This is a genomic window from Nitrincola salilacus (assembly GCF_046271865.1).
Lineage (GTDB): Bacteria > Pseudomonadota > Gammaproteobacteria > Pseudomonadales > Balneatricaceae > Nitrincola > Nitrincola salilacus.
In genome coordinates this window covers 3,412,259-3,430,571 of sequence record NZ_CP176580.1, presented here as the reverse complement: position 1 = coordinate 3,430,571, position 18,313 = coordinate 3,412,259, and the positions used below count along the sequence as shown (strand labels likewise).

Annotated in this window: 14 protein-coding genes and 1 tRNA gene; 9 read left to right on the top strand and 6 right to left on the bottom strand. The window is 50.6% G+C overall.

The genetic code is table 11. The features are described from left to right. Positions 1 to 144: 144 nt before the first annotated feature. On the top strand, positions 145 to 2,271 hold the full coding sequence (locus ACK3CJ_RS15875; RefSeq protein ID WP_409523188.1) for a putative bifunctional diguanylate cyclase/phosphodiesterase: 2,127 nt from the start codon (positions 145 to 147) through the stop codon (positions 2,269 to 2,271). Between the two features lie 180 nt (positions 2,272 to 2,451). After that, positions 2,452 to 3,150 (top strand): SDR family oxidoreductase, encoded by a 699-nt coding sequence (locus ACK3CJ_RS15870; RefSeq protein ID WP_409523187.1) that lies wholly within the window; start codon positions 2,452 to 2,454, stop codon positions 3,148 to 3,150. A gap of 70 nt (positions 3,151 to 3,220) precedes the next feature. Here ACK3CJ_RS15870 and ACK3CJ_RS15865 read toward each other — a convergent pair whose 3' ends face one another. The 4 genes from ACK3CJ_RS15865 to ACK3CJ_RS15850 form a co-directional block, all read right to left on the bottom strand. Further along, entirely contained in the window at positions 3,221 to 4,204 is a 984-nt protein-coding gene (locus tag ACK3CJ_RS15865) for a calcium/sodium antiporter (RefSeq protein ID WP_409523186.1), read from the bottom strand. Positions 4,205 to 4,366: 162 nt separating this feature from the next. Beyond that, positions 4,367 to 5,587: an organoarsenical effux MFS transporter ArsJ gene (arsJ, locus tag ACK3CJ_RS15860; RefSeq protein WP_409523185.1), complete on the bottom strand. Its 1,221-nt coding sequence runs from the start codon at positions 5,585 to 5,587 to the stop codon at positions 4,367 to 4,369. A 3-nt stretch (positions 5,588 to 5,590) separates the two neighbouring features. Continuing rightward, the gene (locus ACK3CJ_RS15855) at positions 5,591 to 6,604 is read right to left on the bottom strand and encodes an ArsJ-associated glyceraldehyde-3-phosphate dehydrogenase (RefSeq protein ID WP_409523184.1); all 1,014 of its coding nucleotides are present in this window, start codon (positions 6,602 to 6,604) and stop codon (positions 5,591 to 5,593) included. An 89-nt stretch (positions 6,605 to 6,693) separates the two neighbouring features. Beyond that, positions 6,694 to 7,035: a metalloregulator ArsR/SmtB family transcription factor gene (locus tag ACK3CJ_RS15850; protein ID WP_409523183.1), complete on the bottom strand. Its 342-nt coding sequence runs from the start codon at positions 7,033 to 7,035 to the stop codon at positions 6,694 to 6,696. Positions 7,036 to 7,188: 153 nt separating this feature from the next. Here ACK3CJ_RS15850 and ACK3CJ_RS15845 point away from each other — a divergent pair. The 7 genes from ACK3CJ_RS15845 (at position 7,189) to ACK3CJ_RS15815 (ending at position 16,084) form a co-directional block, all read left to right on the top strand. Further along, a tRNA-Ser gene (locus tag ACK3CJ_RS15845) sits at positions 7,189 to 7,276 on the top strand. A gap of 98 nt (positions 7,277 to 7,374) precedes the next feature. Then, the gene (locus tag ACK3CJ_RS15840; protein ID WP_409523182.1) at positions 7,375 to 7,740 is read left to right on the top strand and encodes a hypothetical protein; all 366 of its coding nucleotides are present in this window, start codon (positions 7,375 to 7,377) and stop codon (positions 7,738 to 7,740) included. A gap of 455 nt (positions 7,741 to 8,195) precedes the next feature. Beyond that, a complete protein-coding gene (locus ACK3CJ_RS15835; RefSeq protein ID WP_409523181.1) occupies positions 8,196 to 10,292 on the top strand; it encodes a GmrSD restriction endonuclease domain-containing protein in 2,097 nt (698 codons plus the stop codon). Between the two features lie 91 nt (positions 10,293 to 10,383). Next, positions 10,384 to 11,187, top strand: a complete 804-nt coding sequence (locus ACK3CJ_RS15830; protein ID WP_409523180.1) for a hypothetical protein — start codon at positions 10,384 to 10,386, stop codon at positions 11,185 to 11,187. A 16-nt stretch (positions 11,188 to 11,203) separates the two neighbouring features. Continuing rightward, positions 11,204 to 14,158, top strand: a complete 2,955-nt coding sequence (locus ACK3CJ_RS15825) for a hypothetical protein (RefSeq protein WP_409523179.1) — start codon at positions 11,204 to 11,206, stop codon at positions 14,156 to 14,158. Next, on the top strand, positions 14,155 to 15,543 hold the full coding sequence (locus tag ACK3CJ_RS15820; RefSeq protein WP_409523178.1) for a hypothetical protein: 1,389 nt from the start codon (positions 14,155 to 14,157) through the stop codon (positions 15,541 to 15,543). Before ACK3CJ_RS15825 ends, ACK3CJ_RS15820 begins: the two co-directional genes overlap by 4 nt. Beyond that, positions 15,533 to 16,084 carry a condensin complex protein MksE gene (locus tag ACK3CJ_RS15815; protein ID WP_409523177.1) on the top strand — a complete coding sequence of 184 codons (552 nt, stop codon included), beginning with the start codon at positions 15,533 to 15,535 and terminating at the stop codon, positions 16,082 to 16,084. Before ACK3CJ_RS15820 ends, ACK3CJ_RS15815 begins: the two co-directional genes overlap by 11 nt. A gap of 478 nt (positions 16,085 to 16,562) precedes the next feature. Here the strand turns inward: ACK3CJ_RS15815 and ACK3CJ_RS15810 are convergent, their stop codons facing one another. Both ACK3CJ_RS15810 and ACK3CJ_RS15805 read right to left on the bottom strand, forming a co-directional pair. After that, a complete protein-coding gene (locus ACK3CJ_RS15810; RefSeq protein WP_409523176.1) occupies positions 16,563 to 17,828 on the bottom strand; it encodes a type II toxin-antitoxin system HipA family toxin in 1,266 nt (421 codons plus the stop codon). Next, positions 17,825 to 18,148, bottom strand: a complete 324-nt coding sequence (locus tag ACK3CJ_RS15805) for a helix-turn-helix transcriptional regulator (protein ID WP_409523175.1) — start codon at positions 18,146 to 18,148, stop codon at positions 17,825 to 17,827. Before ACK3CJ_RS15805 ends, ACK3CJ_RS15810 begins: the two co-directional genes overlap by 4 nt. Between the last annotated feature and the right edge of the window lie 165 nt (positions 18,149 to 18,313).

The window sequence follows — 18,313 nt, the reverse complement described above, 5'->3', positions numbered from 1 at the left end:
GAGGTAAGTCAATGTTTTATCTGAAAATATCTCTTCACAAATCATTCCGCAGGAAAAGTTCTATACTTAAACAATGAGTTCTTGAATTTTTTGCCAGCACATGTGATGTTGTAGGCATAACAATTAAATGGAATATCGTCATTGATGACTGTATCCAATGTCAAAACCTCCTCGAAACGGGAGGGGTCTCCCTCTGAACTGCTGGATGATCAGGTTCTGCTTCGACAGCAGACAATCATCGAAGCAGCCAACCAGATGATTGCCACTATTGCGGCCGATCAGCAATTGATTTATCTGAATACTTTTGGTCGGCAGTTGCTGGGGGTCGCCCAGGATCATGATCTGCTGGCGCAGCCCTTGTATGTTCACGACTTTCACCTACCTGCCACCTACTCGTATCTGAATGAAGAGGTTTTTCCGAAGCTCAAGATCAGCGCGGGGCGCTGGGACGGCGAGCTTGAACTCAAGAATCTACAAGGTGAACTGATTCCTTCGCATATGACCATCGTTGCGCATCTTGATGCTCAGGGAGAGGTCGCCTGGATTACCGGGATAGCCAAAGACCTGAGGTTGCGCAGGCAGTATGAAGCGCAGCAGAGGCTGGCACTGCGTGTGTTCGATAACACCATTGAGGGCATCATGGTGACGGATGCACAGGCGCGTATTCTTCAGGTCAATCAGGCCTTTGTGGAGATTACCGGTTTCACTGAGGAGGAGGTGCTGGGTCGAACACCAAAAATGCTGCGTTCAGAACACCATGATGAGTATTTTTATGATGCGATGTGGGATCAGGTGGAGGTGGAAGGGCGCTGGCAGGGCGAGATCTGGAATCGGCGCAAGGATGGCGGTGTCTTTCTGCAGTGGCTGTCGATCAACTGCCTGAAAGATCCACAGGGTAAAACTCAGTATTATGTATCGGTGTTTCATGATCTGACTGAGATGAGAGCCAAGGAAGCCGAGATCAGCCACCTTTCCAGTCATGATCCGCTGACGGGGCTGGGCAATCGGCATCTGCTGAACGAGCGAATGCAGCACGCCATTCGTCAGGCGCGCCGTCAGCACAGTCGTCTGGCCTTGATGGCGATAGACCTGGGTGAGATACAGCTGATCAATGAAAGCCTGGGACATGTCGCCTGTGATCGTCTGATTCAGAGTCAGGGAAAAAAACTGGCCATGATGATGGAGGACTCCGTAACTGTTGTACGCTTCGGTGCGGATGAGTTTACCGTGTTGATAGAAGATGTCATGGATCCATACAGCATCAGTCAGCTGGCGCAGAAGGTGAGGAAATCATTACAGGAAGCGGTTGAAGTAGATGGCCATCGTGTTCGCCTGAGTCCATCGTTGGGCATTGCCTTTTACCCGGAAGATGCTGCAGATGAAGGCGCACTGCTGCGTAATGCCCAGGTCGCATTGAATCAGGCCAAACAATCGGGCCGTGATACTTTTCGGTTCTATGATCAGAATATGGGTCAGGAAGCACGCGAACGCTTGATGCTGGAGCAGGCGCTGCGTGATGCGATCACTCAGAATGCGCTGGAGCTGCACTATCAGCCCAAGGTATCCCTCAATACGGGCGCCATTTATGGTGCAGAAGCTTTGCTGCGCTGGAACCATCCCATGCTTGGCAGTATTTCACCAGCGGTGTTCATCCCCATTGCGGAAGTGTCCGGTTTGATTGTGGAGATCGGCTACTGGGTGTTTCGTGATGTCTGCCGACAACTGTCACTCTGGCGAGAACAGGGGCTCAAGCTGCCGCGTATTGCCGTTAATATGTCGGTACAGCAACTGGAACGCGAAGATCTGCTGCAGCAGTTGCTCAGCTCGCTACAGGCACATCATTTGCCTGTAGATGCGTTGGAGCTTGAAATCACCGAAACCGGTTTGATGAAAAGCGAGGGTCGTGCCCTCAGTTGTGTCCAGGCCCTTTCGGCAGAGGGCTTCAGGCTGGCACTGGATGATTTCGGTACCGGTTATTCCAGCCTTTCCTACTTGAGGCGTTTGCCGCTGTCTACGCTCAAGATCGATCGATCATTCATTTCCGATATGCAGTCGGACCGTGTGGCACTGAGTATTGTCAAAACCATTATCCAGCTTTCACGGGATCTCGGGCTGGATGTGGTTGCTGAAGGAGTGGAATTGAGTGAGCAGGCTGACCAGTTGCGTGACATGGGTTGTGATCTTGTGCAGGGTTTCTTTTTTTACCGTCCAATGAGTGCCGGTCAGTTTCAGGAGTTGCTGCTGCCTCTGGATGAGACGATCGAACATTAAGGTTCAGATCTGCATCTGACGCCGCTACTTTCATCCCCCTCTGGTCTCTCTTCCTCATTTAAACACTCTCTGGCATGACGGGAAATTTGCATGCGCTGCTACACTTAAGGTAATCCGATAAACATAACAAGTGGTCGTGTACTGGATTGGTAACACTGCCAGGATAGTTGGAGACTGGACATGACAGCGACCGTGCTTATTACAGGGTGTGGAAGAGGTATCGGGCTGGAGCTGGCGTATCAATATGCACGTGATGGTTGGCAGGTACATGCCTGTGCACGGGATCTGGAAAGGGCGGAAGCTTTACGAGCCCTGGCGGCGGGCTACCCTGAGCAGGTCAGCCTTCACGCACTGGATATTACACGTGATGGCCAGATCACGGCCTTGAACCGTGTGCTGGGTGATACTGTACTGGATCTGCTGATCAACAATGCCGGATGCTACGGGCCTCATGGGGTGCAGTTCACGCATCTGGACAGAGAAATCTGGCGCCAGGTGCTGGAGGTGAATACGCTATCACCCCTGATGCTGACTCAGGCTCTGCTGCCGCGTGTAGCAGCCGGCAAAGTCAGAACCATCGCGTTTCTCAGCAGTAAGGTTGGCAGTATTACCGACAATCAATCAGGGGGGAGTTACTACTATCGCAGCTCCAAAACTGCGTTGAATCAGGCGGTTAAAAGCCTTTCTATGGATTATCATGGTTCGGGATTGAAGTTTGTGATGCTGCATCCAGGCTGGGTGCAAACCGATATGGGAGGGCCCAATGCACTGATATCCCCTGAGGAGAGTGTGACAGGGCTCAGGCAGGTGATTGCCAACCTGACACCGGAGCAGTCAGGCAGTTTTCTGAATTATGATGGCAGTGAAATTCCCTGGTGACGCAAGGATTTAAGAGCCCCTTGCAACCAGCGAGTTAACAGGTTGCAAGAGGCAAGGAAGGGGAGGGCGCTCAGACCAGTCCGTGGCTGATACTGTAAACCAGATAGCTGGTATAACCGGCATAGGTCAGCAACAGGGCACCACCTTCAAAACGATTGATCCTGCCTTTGCCCGGCCCTTTAAAACCGTAACCTGTAATGAACAATGACAGTGTCAGTGCCGCCATGACTGGCCAGTCTCGATAAAGGACTTCAGGAGGCACACTCAGCGGATGAATCACACCAGCAATACCCACTACAGCGAGTGTATTGAAAAGGTTTGAGCCGAGCACATTACCCAGTGCCAGATCATGCTCACCCTTCCTGACTGCGACCAATGCGGCTGCCAGCTCTGGCAAAGAGGTGCCGACAGCAACAATAGTCAGGCCAATGATCAGGTCGCTGACACCAAGTGCGGTTGCGATATCAACCGCCCCCCAGACCAGCATACGCGAACTGATCACCAATACGACCAGACCGATCAGCAGCCACATGATGGCGGTCTTGAGCGGCATGGGGTCATCTTTCAGCTCGGCGGCAATTTCGGTACTCAGAATATCCTTATGCTGCCTCATACTGGTACGAATCGTCCAGACTATCACACCGGCGAATACCAGAAGCATCAGGCCTGCATCCACCCGAGATATCTGACCATTCAACAGCAGAAGGCCGGAGATCAGCGTGACACCGCACAACAGTGGCAGCTCCTGACGCAACACACCGGATTTAACTGCGATGGGGCTGATCAATGCTGTCAGACCCAGAATAATACCAATATTGGCGATGTTAGAACCGTAGCCATTGCCCAGTGCCAACCCCGGATTTCCCTGATAAGCGGCTATGGCCGAGATAAACATCTCGGGTGCCGAGGTGCCAAAACCGATGATCACCATACCAATCAACAAAGGCGGCATGCCCGCATACTGCGCTGTAGCGGCCGCACCATCCACAAAACGGTCGGCACTCCATACCAGTAAACCCAGCCCGACAATAATCGCCAGTACCGCGAGTAACATGTTCAAACTCCCTGCAAAATCAAAATTGACCCGTTGGCGGGTGAACTGTGCCACTCGAAGAGAGATCGCGTGAGTGGCGGATGAAAAACATCGGCCATGCTATCAGGAAATGATCTGTTTGCCTGCACAATTGCAGGCTGGAAGTGAAATATTTCCATCGTCTTAATTAGCAGCTTCAGCACCCGGAGCTGGCAGTGCCAGCGCAATCAATGCCGCGATCAGAATAAAAGCGGCAGACACCCAAAGGCAGGCAATCAGCCCGGATGTCTGAAACAGCCAGCCAGACAACAAAGTACCAACAAGGCGCCCCATCGCATTGGCCATATAGTAAAAGCCGACATCCAGAGAAACACCCTCACCACGCGCAAAACTGACAATCAGATAACTGTGCAACGATGAGTTGATGGCAAACAGCGCACCAAATATAAACAAGCCGACAATCAGCGTCATCCCGGCCGACAGCTCCAGCATCAAAGCTATGGCTATCAGCGCTGGAATGACGCACAGGGCAAGCCCCCAGCCAACGACGGACGCACGCCCAGGAACCTGATTGCGTTGCTTACCGGTCAGTTTTGGCGCTTGTGACTGGATAATGCCATACACAATGATCCAACTGGCCATGAACGCACCGACTTCGCGAAAATCCCAGCCCAGTGCAGAGCTCAGAAACACCGGCAACGCCACGACAAACCAGACATCACGTGCACCGAAAAGGAAAAAACGCGCCGCAGAGAGATAATTGACGGCACGGCTCTTGGACAGTATCTCGCTGAACTTCGGCTTGGATTTCATCCGCCCCATATCATTTTTCAGCAACAGAAGAGAAGCGATCCATACCAGCGCCAGTACGCTGGCCATCGCGACCACAGCACCTGAAAAGCCCAACCAGACCAGCAGCAGGGCGCCCAAAAAGAAGCCGATGCCCTTCAGTGCATTTTTGGAGCCGGTCAGCAGGGCAACCCAGTGATAGAGAGTGCTCTGCTCATTGGCGGGTACCAGAAGCTTGATCGCGCTCTTGGCGCTCATCTTGTTCAGATCCTTGGCGATACCCGACAGCGCCTGCGCCGCCATCACCCAGACCAGCGTTAACCAACTCTCGGGCACCGCGAGCATCAGCAACGCGATCACCTGCAGGGCCAGCCCGATATTCATGGTGCGATTCAGTCCGAGCCGCGCTCCGAGCCAGCCGCCAACCAGATTGGTCACCACCCCGAAAAACTCATAAAACAGAAACAGCATGGCGATCTGCAGCGGTGCATAACCCAATTGGTGGAAATAGAGCACCACCAGCATGCGCAAGGCACCGTCGGTCAGCGTGAAGGCCCAGTAATTACCGGTAACAACCAGATACTGGCGAACGCCTGGGCTCAATCCTGCAAGCATGGTTTAGCCCTGCTGATCCGACAGACCGACCTTCAGGGCCAGCTCTGCCGTGCGGTTGGCATAACCCCACTCATTGTCATACCAGGCGTAGATCTTCACCTGCGTGCCGTTGATCACCATGGTGGACAGGGCATCGATGATGCTGGAGCGTGGATCCGTGCGGTAATCGATCGAGACCAGCGGGCGCTCCTCGTAGCCGAGAATGCCTGCCAGCTCACCTTCGGCGGCGGCTTTCAGCAGAGCATTCACCGCCTCGGGTGTGGTGGCTTTTTCAACTTCAAATACGCAGTCGGTCAGCGATGCATTCGCCAGTGGCACACGCACGGCATGACCATTAATGCGGCCCTTCAGCTCAGGAAATATCTCGATGATCGCCGTGGCAGATCCGGTTGAAGTCGGGATCAGACTCATGCCACAGGCACGGGCGCGGCGCAGATCCTTGTGTGGTGCATCCAGAATTGTCTGAGTGTTGGTCAGATCATGGATGGTGGTCATACTGGCGTGGCGAATACCCAGATGCTCATGGATCACCTTCACGACTGGCGCAAGGCAGTTAGTGGTGCAGGAGGCGGCCGTCACAATCGGATGCAGAGCCGGATCATACAGATGATCATTCACACCCATCACCACATTCAGAACGCTCGGCTCCTTCACCGGTGCCGACACAACAACGCGCTTGACGCGCTGATCCAGATAATCCTGCAGCGCCTCGGTTGTTTTCATCTTGCCGGAACACTCAATCACCAGATCACAGTTGGACCAGTCCGTATCGGCAATCGCTTTATTGCGCGACACATTGATCGACTTGCCATCGAGGACCATCTCATCACCCTGCGCGGTAGCCTCATGCGTCCAGCGGCCATGCACGGAATCAAAGTTAAGTAGATGTGCCAACGTATGAGCATCAGCACCTGGATCGTTGATCTGAACAAATTCAAACTCCGGCCAGTTCCAGGCAGCGCGCAGTGCCAGCCGTCCGATACGTCCGAAACCATTGATTCCGACTTTGATGGTCATGGGTTTTATCTCCCGTTACTGCACGTAAAGTGCACAAGTTATGACATGAGTATGACAAACAGATGATGCTGCTGCATCGCTGACTAATATCAGGAACAGAGCGGCAGGCCGCTGGATTCCCTGAACTGCTTCAGTGTGTTTAGCCCAGCGACGAGATCGCTCTGGTTAGCCTGCTTGAGTTGCGCCAGTACCGCGGCTGTCCACTCAGGCAGTTGAGGATTGATACGATAGTAAACCCACTGACCACGACGCTCATCCCGCAGCAGACCACAGTTGCGCAACAGCGCCAGATGGCGTGAAATCTTCGGCTGCGACTCTTTCAGCACAGCCATCAACTCACAGACGCAAAGCTCTTTCTCGACCGTCAGCAAGGCTGTGATACGCAAGCGAGTGTTATCTGACAGGCATTTGAAAAATACAACGGGATTCATCTTCTGATCAGTTCCATATCGGTGTTGGATTGATATGTGGATATGCATATTTAATCCTTTATGCACACCAAATTGCAACTTACTCTTGTGCTTTGTAGCGAGTTTGATAGAATGCGCAGCCTCAATTGCGGCGTTCGCGGCAAGTGATGGAACGGTCAGGTGTCCGAGTGGCTGAAGGAGCACGCCTGGAAAGTGTGTGTACGGCAACGTACCGAGGGTTCGAATCCCTCCCTGACCGCCAATTCTATTAAAATCAATGGCTTAGATAGGGTTTTCGCTTCAAATCCAGTAATTCTGAGGGTCTGACACTTAGGTCTGACACTTCAGTAGGAGTTTGAGATGGCAGCCACCATTCCATACACTTATCGAAGCACAGGTGGAACCTACTACCTTCGCTACGTATTCCCTACCTCAATTCGTCAGATTTTCCCCCGTCTCGGGCGTGAGCTACGCTACTCCCTGAGGTCCAAACATGGGCCTGAAGCCAGGCAGAATGCATTTTGTCAGATTTATCTGATCAATCAGGCCATGCTGCGTTTGACTGAATATGCTGAAAAGCTCAAGTCAGGCTTTGATATGAGCTTTATGGTTTATATTTCCGGCGGGGAAGAGCCTGAAAAACCAATTCAGAGCGACACATGCCCAACATCTCGTCTTCAGCAAATTTCAAAGGCTGAGTGCTATGCGTATTCTGGCCCAAAGTGAACACCTATTCAGGTTTAAAATGACCACCTATTCTGGTGCGTGAGCTTTGACATGATCCGAAAGTGTTTATCGTGCCTTGATGGTTAGGGGGAGTAGCCTCTTCGGAGGCGATCTTGAAAAAGCTGTTGGTTTCGCCAGGAAAGAGGTGTCATAACAATGTACGCGAATAGCGCCAATCAAAATGATTGCTCAAACTGCGCAGATACCATAAGGCAATTTTTCGTATCAGGCAGCATATGTAATCAATATACGAAGAAATGCAGTGAGTCCCTGCTACACCAGCCCTACACTCAGAGAGAACAGCAGTTTATGTTTGTCCTACCACTGTTCTGCTGGTAAAAAGGAGTACTAGGCTACCTAGAGTTGGTGTTATCGGAGTGGCGATTGGTTACGCAAGCAAGAGCGACTCTGGAATCTGGAAGTGAAAAAATAGCTAAACAAGGTGGCATGCAACAATGAAAGCGACAGAAGCCAAACTGCTCGACTTCCTGAAGAAATCTCCTCAGTTCGTGATTCCTATTTACCAACGTACATACTCCTGGACTGAACAGCAATGTCGTCAGCTTTGGGATGACATTATTCGTGTCGGTACCAGCGATGACATTTCAGCACACTTCATTGGCTCAGTGGTGTATATCGAGAAAGGGTTGTATCAGGTGTCAAGCCAATCACCGCTGCTGGTTATTGACGGCCAGCAGCGTCTGACCACAGCGATGCTAATACTGGAGGCATTGTCACGGCATTTAGGTGACAGAGAGCCTCTTGAGGGTTTTTCGGCAAAAAAACTGCGAAATTACTACTTACTTAATCCCTTGGAAGATGGGGAGAGGGCCTACAAGCTACTTTTGACGCAAACGGACAAGGACAGCTTGTTAGCATTGGTTACTCAGAAGCCGCTACCTGCTGATGGCTCATTACGCATCAAAGAGAATTTTGAGTTTTTTAATGATCAGATTGGCCAGTTAGGTGGTGCGCTTGAACCTCTATGCAGAGGGCTTTCAATGTTAATCATTGTTGATATTGCGCTGAGTAGGGATCAGGACAACCCGCAATTGATTTTCGAGAGCATGAACTCAACGGGGAAAGCACTAAGCCAAGCTGACCTGATCCGCAATTTTATCCTGATGGGACTGGAGCCTGAGCACCAGAGTCGACTATATCAGGATAATTGGCGCCCGATGGAAGTGGCATTCGGGCAGGAAGGTTACGGTGTTTACTTTGACAGCTTTATGCGCCATTACCTGACGGTTAAAACCGGTGATATTCCTCGTACTGATGAAGTTTATGAAGCCTTCAAGCAACATGCTCATCGCTCAGAGGTAGCAAGTGCCGGGGTAGATGCTCTGGTAGAGGAAATTCACTCTTTTGCTCGATACTTCTGTGCTATGGCACTGGGTAATGAGCCTGATAAACAACTGGCCATGGCCTTCAAGGACTTGCGCGAGCTGAAGGTTGATGTGGCTTATCCTTTTTTGTTGGAGCTTTATCGTGATTACCAACAGGATATTTTGTCACGAGATGATTTTAATAGCGCCATACGGCTGATTGAAGCTTATGTGTTCCGCCGTGCCATTTGTGCAATCCCTACGAATTCATTGAACAAAACCTTTGCCACCTTCCACAGAGCTCTACACAAAGATCGTTACCTTGAGAGTATTAAGGCTCATCTGCTCGGACTTCGATCTTACCGCCGCTTTCCAAACGATGAGGAATTCAAGCGTAACCTTGCAGAACGCGATCTGTACAACTTCCGCAGCCGCAGCTATTGGCTGCGCCGACTGGAAAACTTTGAGCGGAAAGAACGGGTGCCTGTGGATGAATACTCTATCGAGCACATCATGCCCCAGAACGAAAATCTTTCTGCACGGTGGCGTAACGAGCTGGGGGATGATTGGCAGAGAGTACATGAAACATGGCTGCATACACTTGGTAATCTAACATTGACAGGTTACAACTCGGAATACAGTGATCGCCCTTTTGCTGAAAAGCGAGATATGCCAGGCGGCTTCAAACAGAGCCCTTTACGATTGAATGAGGGTCTTGGCTACGTTGAGACCTGGAGTGAAGCAGCCATCAAAGCTCGTGCTGAAAGGCTGGCCAGCCTGGCTGTCAGTGTATGGTATTCGCCTTGGTTGCCTGGTGATGTGCTGGAAACCTACCGGGCTACTACAATCAAGCCGCAAGCCTATAATCTTGAAGATCATCATCAGTTAGCTGATGGTGCGCCTATGCGACCATTATTTGAGGAGCTTCGCAAAGAAGTCATTGCATTGGACCCCAGTGTGGTAGAGGAGGTGCTTAAGCTCTATGTCGCCTTTAAGGCGGAAACAAATTTTGTTGATGTGGTACCTCAAAAGTCGCGTCTGCGGTTGTCACTGAACCTACCTTTTCACGAACTGAACGATCCCAAGGGCATGGCCAAAGACGTGACTAATCTGGGGCGTTGGGGGAATGGTGATGTAGAAGTTGCTATCAGTGATGCTTCGGAGTTGCCCTATGTGATGGGTCTGATCCGGCAAGCTCTTGAGAAGCAGATGGGTGGGGATGGCTAGCAGTATCAATTGAGAATATCTTCGAGAGGTCCGGTTGCCACTCTGGAGAGGCTGGATGCTACATTAATCGTACTCAGAGAGATTTGCTAGGATGGCCATCGTACAAAAAACTCGACTATCTGGTTACATAGAGAAGATCAATGCTGGTAAAACTGTCAATTATGATGCGTTTGCAAAGCTACTGGAGGATGCAGGCTACTCAGACCGTGCGAGACGATCGCTATTTCGTGTTGAGCTGATCGGCGCCAATCGCTATCAGGTTGAGATTCTCGACCAAGCGGCATTCAGTGATCTCCAAAGCCGATTCGGACAACAACAGCTGACCGATCGTGCCAGCGCTGCGGTGGCGGGTAATAGTCACCGGATGGGTGTGAGCGGTGCATGTCTGTTGTTGCGTCGGAAGTCGATACCCCATCCACAGGTTGTGCTGTTCGAGGGGCAGCAATGGACCAGTCCGGTCAAGCCGGCAGAGCGGGCGCTGCTTGTGGAGAACCTCGAGAACTTCCTGGCACTTGAACAGACATTGGCCGTTCTGCCTGAGTGTGGTTGGAGCGTCACTGAACCGATCGACTTGTTGTATGCCGCTGGCAATCAAATAACCCATTCGATCCTCCAGCCGTTTTTAAGCCGGTACTCGGAACTGAGCTGCTTGTTCGATCCCGACCCAGGTGGCATTCACATGTTTAGGACGCTGTGTCGATCAATGCAGCAGCTTCCGGTGCGGTTTCTTTACCCGAACGATATTGAAGCGAGATTGACAGCCTCCAACCGGTTACTCAAGGCGAAAGAGCGAGAGGCCCTCGTGGATTACAGCGGTTTAAGCCCGGATGTGGATCGGCTGATTGCACTGATCCGTCTTACAAACCGAACCCTCGAGCAGGAAACTTACCTGTAACTGAAAGAGATTGAGCATGGATACGCTATATCAACAAATTGATACTTGTCCCGACCTGTACGCCATCCGGCAACTGGTCTTCGTCAACAGTGCTGCCTATGCCTACACCGAGATTCGTGTTGACCAGCATACAGCACTGTTTGGGCGCAATAATCTGGGTAAAACCTCAATGCTGAATGCCTTGAAGTTGTTTCTGCTAGCGGAAGAAAACTTCAAACGATGTGATCGCAAGTTTGGCTTCAGAAGCCGCACAGGTGATTTTTACAGCACCCAGGACAGTTTCAGCTACTACTTTCCGGAGCAAAACTCGTTCATCCTTCTGGAAGCTGAGAACCTCTATGGCCATTTCTGCATTCTGCTGCATCAGGGGCGCAAGGAGTTCAGCTATGCGCGAATCGTCGTGCCCTGTTCCTATGATGAGATTCGGCATCTGTTCTGGGATTTTGCGGCTGAATGCAATGAAGGCCTGGGGGCGCCGTTGGAAACGCTCTCGCTATCCTCAATCCAAAAGGCGTTACAGGCATTGGATGGTGAGGCTTTACATGACAGTCGCACCATTCGTGAGCGACTTTTTTCCCATCGTCCACTTAGCCGAGAAGAGGGACAGTTTTGTCTGTTGCCTCTCAAACAGGGCGGTACAGAGCGGGAGCTGGCGGCCTGGAAGCAACTGATCCATCTTGCCTTCGATATAGGGGCCAACGATAGTCGGACCTTACCCGATGCCCTGGCGACAATTATCGAAGGAGAGAAACAGCGCAAAGTGGATGAACTCAATGTCGATCTGAATCAAATTTTGCTCGATTATAATCAGTTACGGCAAGAGCGTGATGAGTTACAGCGGATTCGTAATGCGCAGGAAGATTGGGAGCGTTTCGATAGTTGTTATCGTCAGTATGAAGTTCAATCCCGTGAAGTAGGGCAGTTTTACGTTGACTTGAAAGCGGCGATTTCAAAGGAGCAGTCTGCCATTGAGCCACTGATTGAGACTGCAGCAAAGGAGCATACGTCTGCTCTGGAAGCCCTGGGAACTGCAAAAAAAGGATTCACCGACACAAGTGATCGCGCCAAGTACTTGGAAGGAAAACAGGAAGAGCGTGAGCGGCAGCTTAAAAAAACCGAGCATGCCGTTCAGCAGATCAGTGATATCCAGCGAGCACATCCCGACCTGGAGCTGGATGAGTTGCTGGTGAGGTTACAACAACAAGCAGCGCGTAAAGCCCAGTTCATCGCAGATCTTGAGGATGATGCTAAGCGCCAAAATCGCATGGAGCAGCTCAATCACAATCTGATCAGAGACCGTAAAGCCCGCGACCGGGTGAGAGATCAACTGGAACACCACAAACCCTCGGTGTTGGAACAACTGGATGCCCAGAGTGCCACTGTGTTGTATAGCCTCGCTCAAGACTTGGCAGAAACTACACCATCGTTGGATCAACATATTCGTGAGGTCATGCAGCAGTTCGCTCAGCTCTTTGAGGTGGACGTTGACACACTGGTTTTGTGTGGGGAGCCTATACCCAATATCACCGCAAGACCCTATAACCCGGAGCAGATCTGGCAAAATCATAAACAAAACTTGGCAAAACTGGAGCGTGAAATTCAAGAGCAGCAAGCTGAGTTTGACAACTTACGTGTCAGTATCAGTTTTACCCAGTCGGAGCAACGTGAACGCCTGAAATTAGAAAAAGCCGAGCTCAGTGCCCTCAGCACCAATATCGAACTCCTGAAGGCCAAGGATACACATCTTCAGCAGTACAATGAGGCGAAAGAGGCTCTGTCACAGCTCCAACAGCAGATCGTCGAAACCAGTAAAGACCAAGCGCTTTACAAAAAGCAATACGATGAAACGCTTGGTCGTGAGCAGCAAACGCGTCAATCACTGGAAGGGTTGAAAACACAAAAGCAGAAGTTAACCGCAGAGCTGGACCGCCTAGCACTCCTTCGTATCAATCACGGGGTGATTCGCGGCTGGGAGTCTCGCCTTCAGGCCTCGGCCCGCTCGATGCCCGAGAATGCGCTCAGCGTTTTGGATAAACAGTGTGGTGAGATTGGAAACCTTCAGGGCACTTTGAGGGATGCGCTGCAAAAGTTGTTAAGACAGCAACTTTTGGGCAGCGACGGTAGTGAAGCTTACCAGATGAGCTTCGATATGGCGCATGTGAAGGGTTTACGCCAGCAGTTCGAGCGGTTGTTCAGTTCGCTTGAAGGTCAGCGTATGGATTACGACAACCGTGTACGTGCGCACAATAAGCACACATCGATACAGATGGATACACTGCGGGATGCGGGTCAACAGATCAGGGGGTTTATAACTGAAATTAATCGTGAATTCAGTGCTTATAGTGTATCGAATCTTGAAGAAGTGCAGCTTGCCTGTGATCTGCATCCCCGTTTTCAACTCTTGCTGGATGATCTGGGCAAGATCAACCTGCACGGCGAAGAGCTGCATGATGAGCGCCTATATCAACGCTTGAATGATTTTTGCAGCGAGTTCTTCAGTGATGCTGGTCGTAATGGGATGGTGCTGCAGATGCATCAGTTGATTGAGAAGGTTCGGTATCGGTTCCGTCTTTCCGGGCAGGACCAGTTTACCGAGAATTCTCAGTCCAATGGCACCACCAGCATGGTAAACAGCTTATTGCTTTCGATACTGCTGAAGCGTTTGTTAGCCAGAGACGCGCGGATCTGCCTGCCACTGGTCATGGACGAAATGGCGTCTATCGATCACCAAAACTTGCAGACGGCGGTGGCCATTGCTGAGCAGCATGGATTTGTTCTGTTTGGCGCCAGCCCGGATATGTCCGCAGAAATTGTTCAGGCGGTAAACCATTACATCTACCTGGGTATGTTCAAAGCGACGGAACGCGCCTACAGCAAACAGCGTCGAGTGGTGTATCACGGAGCCTGTGAAGAGCTGCGCCCGCTATCAAAGAGAGGCGCTACGGTTGAGTTGGCTGAGACAGGCGTATGATAGTCTCCACTGAAAAAACATTGATTGCCATGATCGAACACAAGGAGGTGTTTCTCAGTCTGATAGACCATATTGATCACCATGGAGGTCCGGAAGAAATGCCGGTCCGGCAATATCATCAGTTAGTAAGAGCGATGCTTGATTGTCAGTCAGAGGTGGAACAGAAGCGCTTGCGTGCTATGTTCGACCTGGAGAATCTGCGCCGTGCTGACTTGGTGATCGAGGTGGATCGGAACCGCGCTGTCTTCGTTTTTGCGCCTTTTGTTATCGATATGTTTCGTCACTTCGATCGTCGTCGATTGCGTGAGCTCTCGAGTGCGCAACTGGAAGATCTGCGCCGACGGTTTTACGACAGCCTTGAGGCACTCAGGCTATGTACGCTGCAGCCTGGTGATCGGCAGTTCGATGAGCAGCTTGAACTGCTCCGGGTCCATATCCGTTATACACAGGCGAAGATGCGAGATAATGTAAACAGCTTGCAGGGGCAGGCTGAACGCCTTTCGGAGATGGTGGAGCAGATGGAACTGGGCAACCTGGAGCAAAATCGGCAGGCGAGCACAGCGCTGGAGCAGATCGATCAGATATACCGGCATCATGTACTGCCGACTCTGCAGTTTTTGAATGAGCGTGAATCACTCAAAGAAGGACAGCCAGCGCTTACCTCTCTACGCGATATAGCGGTATTGCTGCACCATGCGGGGTTGCCACAGCTCAGCCAGCAGGTTCGGTACGCGAGTGCCTCGATTCGTGCTCATGCGTCAGATGTTGAGAAAATCAGGCGGTCGCTGGAACGGTATGTGCGGCAAAATGCCCAGCAACGCTTGCAGTACAACGCGCTCGAGACGGCATTCAATGAACTGTTGCAAGCGGCAAGATCACTTCAAGACGGGAGTCTCAAGAATAACTTTCTTAGAAAGGATGACCCTGTTTTCCGGTTCGGGCACCTGTTTTCAGGGTTGCACGGTGTACGTTACGGCGCCCGTCTTGAGTGGCATGGATATGACCAACGACGTCATTTTGAAGAGTTCTTGCGCGTTAGGGTTGACCAGCTTCGTCAACAGGCCAGTACATCTCAAGTTGTTGAGCTGGATGCCGAGGCTGAGGACTTTGAGCGGCAACAGCAATATCGAAAAGAAACCATTCGGCAATTAATGAGGGAGTGGGTATCGCCCGAATCCTGTGCTGATCTACAGTTGGCCCTACACGACTATTTACAACAGGTGTTGCCAGATTATCAGTTAGTGGATGTATTAGAAGCGATGAAATGGTTTGTGAGTGAGAAGGATTTTCAAGTGATACCAGAGTTTCGTCAACGCGCGATTCAGCATGAAGGATTCGAACTGGTCTATTACGTCAGGGCACTGGAGCCGGTATATGCAAGTTGATCAACGCAGAAGTCGAGCGCTTTACGAGATGCTCATCAATGGGCAGGTTGTGAATGAATACATTTTCAAGGACAACGGGTTGACGCCAAACCCCCTGTACGAGGAGCTGATTTCAAACTTCGACCGTTATTATCGCGACCTTTATTCAAACATTGGGTTCGAACTGGTATTGCGGGATGGCTTTGCATACATACGTTCGATCGATCCCGATGACGCGCAAAATGATGCTGTGCGCAAGGTTCAGGGGCTGCTGTTGGTGCTGGGCCGCGGTGTAACTGAGTTAGGCTACCAGTTTGAGCTACTGACAGACCCTGATGTTGGAGCCAGCAGTGAAATCCTGGTGCAGATTGCGCAAGGGGAAGATAAGCAGGAAGTACTGGCTGCTTGTGATCTGAAGGGGAGCCTTGTCTCGAATATGGAAAAAGTTTTGAGCAGGCGCGGCATTGCTTTTCAAAACGCCAAGGGTAACTGGGTATTGAGCGATGCGGGTAAAGCATTCTTCAGTGAGCTGTTCTCTGATTTAAACAGTAAGCGCCCCTAAATCGACACTCTTGTCCTCAGGCGAACAGTGCCATTTTTTTGAAGCGCGCAACAGCTAAGTATTCCATGGCTTCTCCCGGCAACCGAGCAGTGTTATTTGGTATGGGTATCTTTTGATCGCACACCACTGTCTGTGGTCGCAACACTTCAGACGGTAAAACATCTGAGTTTGGAACGCTCAAAGCGGATTGGGGGTATAGCTCTGCGCATGACGGTGCCAGCTATGAGGTGCATCTGTGTGAGGTGTGCTTCTTCTCAGCCTTGGCTGCAATTAAAGAGCAGCGTCGCGCTCACACCTTATTTTCAGAGAATAATTTGGACAACACTATTGAGTTCGGTCGGGTAGTAGACGAATAGCTCTGACTCAGAATCCATCAGATTCATGTAGTCATTGCTGACAGATAGTTCTTCTTCAGAGCTGAGTGAATAGTGGCAGTCTACTACATTGGTGTCCGGAATCATTGAACCACTACACCATGTCAAATTCTAAAGTCTTCGTGAAGATTACACCAATGGGCTCTCAGTCCATCCTTATGCAGATCATTCATCGGAAGGCTATCAAGCGCTTCAGGCCATAACTCTCTTACTTTTGTCATAGTGTCATCCAGATGTGGCTTGATGACCCGCCATGGAATGCCTGATCGTTCTGCCCACGCCTGAAAATGTGCCATTGACGCCACATACCACTCCTTCGTTTTGCCCAGACTGAGCGCATACTGTGTTTCGTTTTCGATATAGACGCTGGTTGTTACGATATCGTAGGCCGGAGATAGTCGTGGCGTGATTTTATCGGGGTACAGAAAACTCCAGTTCTTGAGGTGTGCATCTCCATTCGCCAACAGAATATTCACCAATAGTCGCCTTGCGAACTGTTGTGCATCAGCCAGCCCATCGCCCGAAAAGTCATAGATGACTTTGCCGATACTCTCATAACTGGCGGAGCTGTACTTCTCGTGTGGGTACTTCACCAATATCTGAGCAAAGTCTTCCATGTGAATGCGCTGATCATGCTCACGATCAAACCGTTTTATGGCGAAGGCCTGCTTCTCGTCTGGTAAGTTGATTTGAGGCAGGTTATCGAGCTGATCCAGTTCAACGAGCTTGATTTCAGGTATACCAACACCTGCGAGCCTTGCCAGTGACATAGCGGTATATTCATTCAATGGCACAAATTTGTGCTTGGTTGATGGCGTTTTGATGATCCAATCACCCAACTCATCGCCTTTGGATAAATGATAGCGTCCATCCTTTTCTTTCATGGAAAACTTCATTTGAACGCCAGCCAGAGAAAATTTGTTCTCTTGAGTGACTGTATCGAATTTAACCGCCTTAGCCTTTCCGTGTGTGTTCAGCACGTAGCCAGGCACATCATCTGGCTCCAAGGGTGTTGCCACAATGGCGCCCGGCAAATCACTGCCGAGATACGTGAGAAGATGAAATTCGTGGTCAACATGGACTTTCAAGCCTTGCGCTATCAGCTCACGCAGAGAACCTTCTGGCAGCAGGTTTGATAGAACAGGGTGCAATCTTTGATTTCGTGACCATGGCTCAGCCATTATCTTGATCGCATTCGGAAATTCAGGGTGTGTAATCAAGCTGAATGTCGGACGACCAGGATTGTTTTTAAACGCATCCGCAATACTCAATACATTGCGACCATTTTTGAAGCCAGCGAGGTAGCCAACGAGTACATCGTGGATTGTAAGTTGCAATACATTCACTTCATCGTTTGCGTCTGTGCTCATTCATCATCTCCCAACAGCCCTTGCCATGGATCATCGGCTAATGACTTATTGCTGCCTTTGATGGACGGCCTCGAATCAACAGGTTTCGCGGACTCATCTGCCAGTACCGCCAACACAGCATTCAGCTTCTCTTGTGGAATCAGGAGCAGTTCACTTTTAAGCCCCTTGGCAATGAGCTCCAGAGTATCTAACCTGGGGTTGCCTTTGGTCTCCAGTCGCTGATATTGCTGGCGAGATATGCCTACTCGCAGCAACATATCGTGCTGCTTCAGTACCAGTTCCAAGCGGCGTTTTTTGATTTGTTCGAGTAGCGATTGCATAATGAAACATATATGTTGCTATTGTTAGATAAGCAGTATATTAGTTTCTTTTTGAAGAATTAGCAATACATATGATTCTTTGTGGCTTTAAGGGGTGCTTTTCTGTATGTCACCTGGTGTCAGGAAGGCTCTTCTGATAATTAGCTGTATAGCCGCAAAGTCAGT

What these genes read in the sequence shown, in the direction of transcription:
- ACK3CJ_RS15850 (WP_409523183.1), bottom strand. Translation starts at nt 7,035, where the DNA reads ATGAATCCCGTTGTATTTTTCAAATGCCTGTCAGATAACACTCGCTTG.
- ACK3CJ_RS15810 (WP_409523176.1), bottom strand. Translation starts at nt 17,828, where the DNA reads ATGAGCACAGACGCAAACGATGAAGTGAATGTATTGCAACTTACAATC.
- arsJ (WP_409523185.1), bottom strand. Translation starts at nt 5,587, where the DNA reads ATGCTTGCAGGATTGAGCCCAGGCGTTCGCCAGTATCTGGTTGTTACC.
- ACK3CJ_RS15875 (WP_409523188.1), top strand. Translation starts at nt 145, where the DNA reads ATGACTGTATCCAATGTCAAAACCTCCTCGAAACGGGAGGGGTCTCCC.
- ACK3CJ_RS15855 (WP_409523184.1), bottom strand. Translation starts at nt 6,604, where the DNA reads ATGACCATCAAAGTCGGAATCAATGGTTTCGGACGTATCGGACGGCTG.
- ACK3CJ_RS15840 (WP_409523182.1), top strand. Translation starts at nt 7,375, where the DNA reads ATGGCAGCCACCATTCCATACACTTATCGAAGCACAGGTGGAACCTAC.
- ACK3CJ_RS15835 (WP_409523181.1), top strand. Translation starts at nt 8,196, where the DNA reads ATGAAAGCGACAGAAGCCAAACTGCTCGACTTCCTGAAGAAATCTCCT.
- ACK3CJ_RS15805 (WP_409523175.1), bottom strand. Translation starts at nt 18,148, where the DNA reads ATGCAATCGCTACTCGAACAAATCAAAAAACGCCGCTTGGAACTGGTA.
- ACK3CJ_RS15865 (WP_409523186.1), bottom strand. Translation starts at nt 4,204, where the DNA reads ATGTTACTCGCGGTACTGGCGATTATTGTCGGGCTGGGTTTACTGGTA.
- ACK3CJ_RS15815 (WP_409523177.1), top strand. Translation starts at nt 15,533, where the DNA reads ATGCAAGTTGATCAACGCAGAAGTCGAGCGCTTTACGAGATGCTCATC.
- ACK3CJ_RS15820 (WP_409523178.1), top strand. Translation starts at nt 14,155, where the DNA reads ATGATAGTCTCCACTGAAAAAACATTGATTGCCATGATCGAACACAAG.
- ACK3CJ_RS15825 (WP_409523179.1), top strand. Translation starts at nt 11,204, where the DNA reads ATGGATACGCTATATCAACAAATTGATACTTGTCCCGACCTGTACGCC.
- ACK3CJ_RS15870 (WP_409523187.1), top strand. Translation starts at nt 2,452, where the DNA reads ATGACAGCGACCGTGCTTATTACAGGGTGTGGAAGAGGTATCGGGCTG.
- ACK3CJ_RS15830 (WP_409523180.1), top strand. Translation starts at nt 10,384, where the DNA reads ATGGCCATCGTACAAAAAACTCGACTATCTGGTTACATAGAGAAGATC.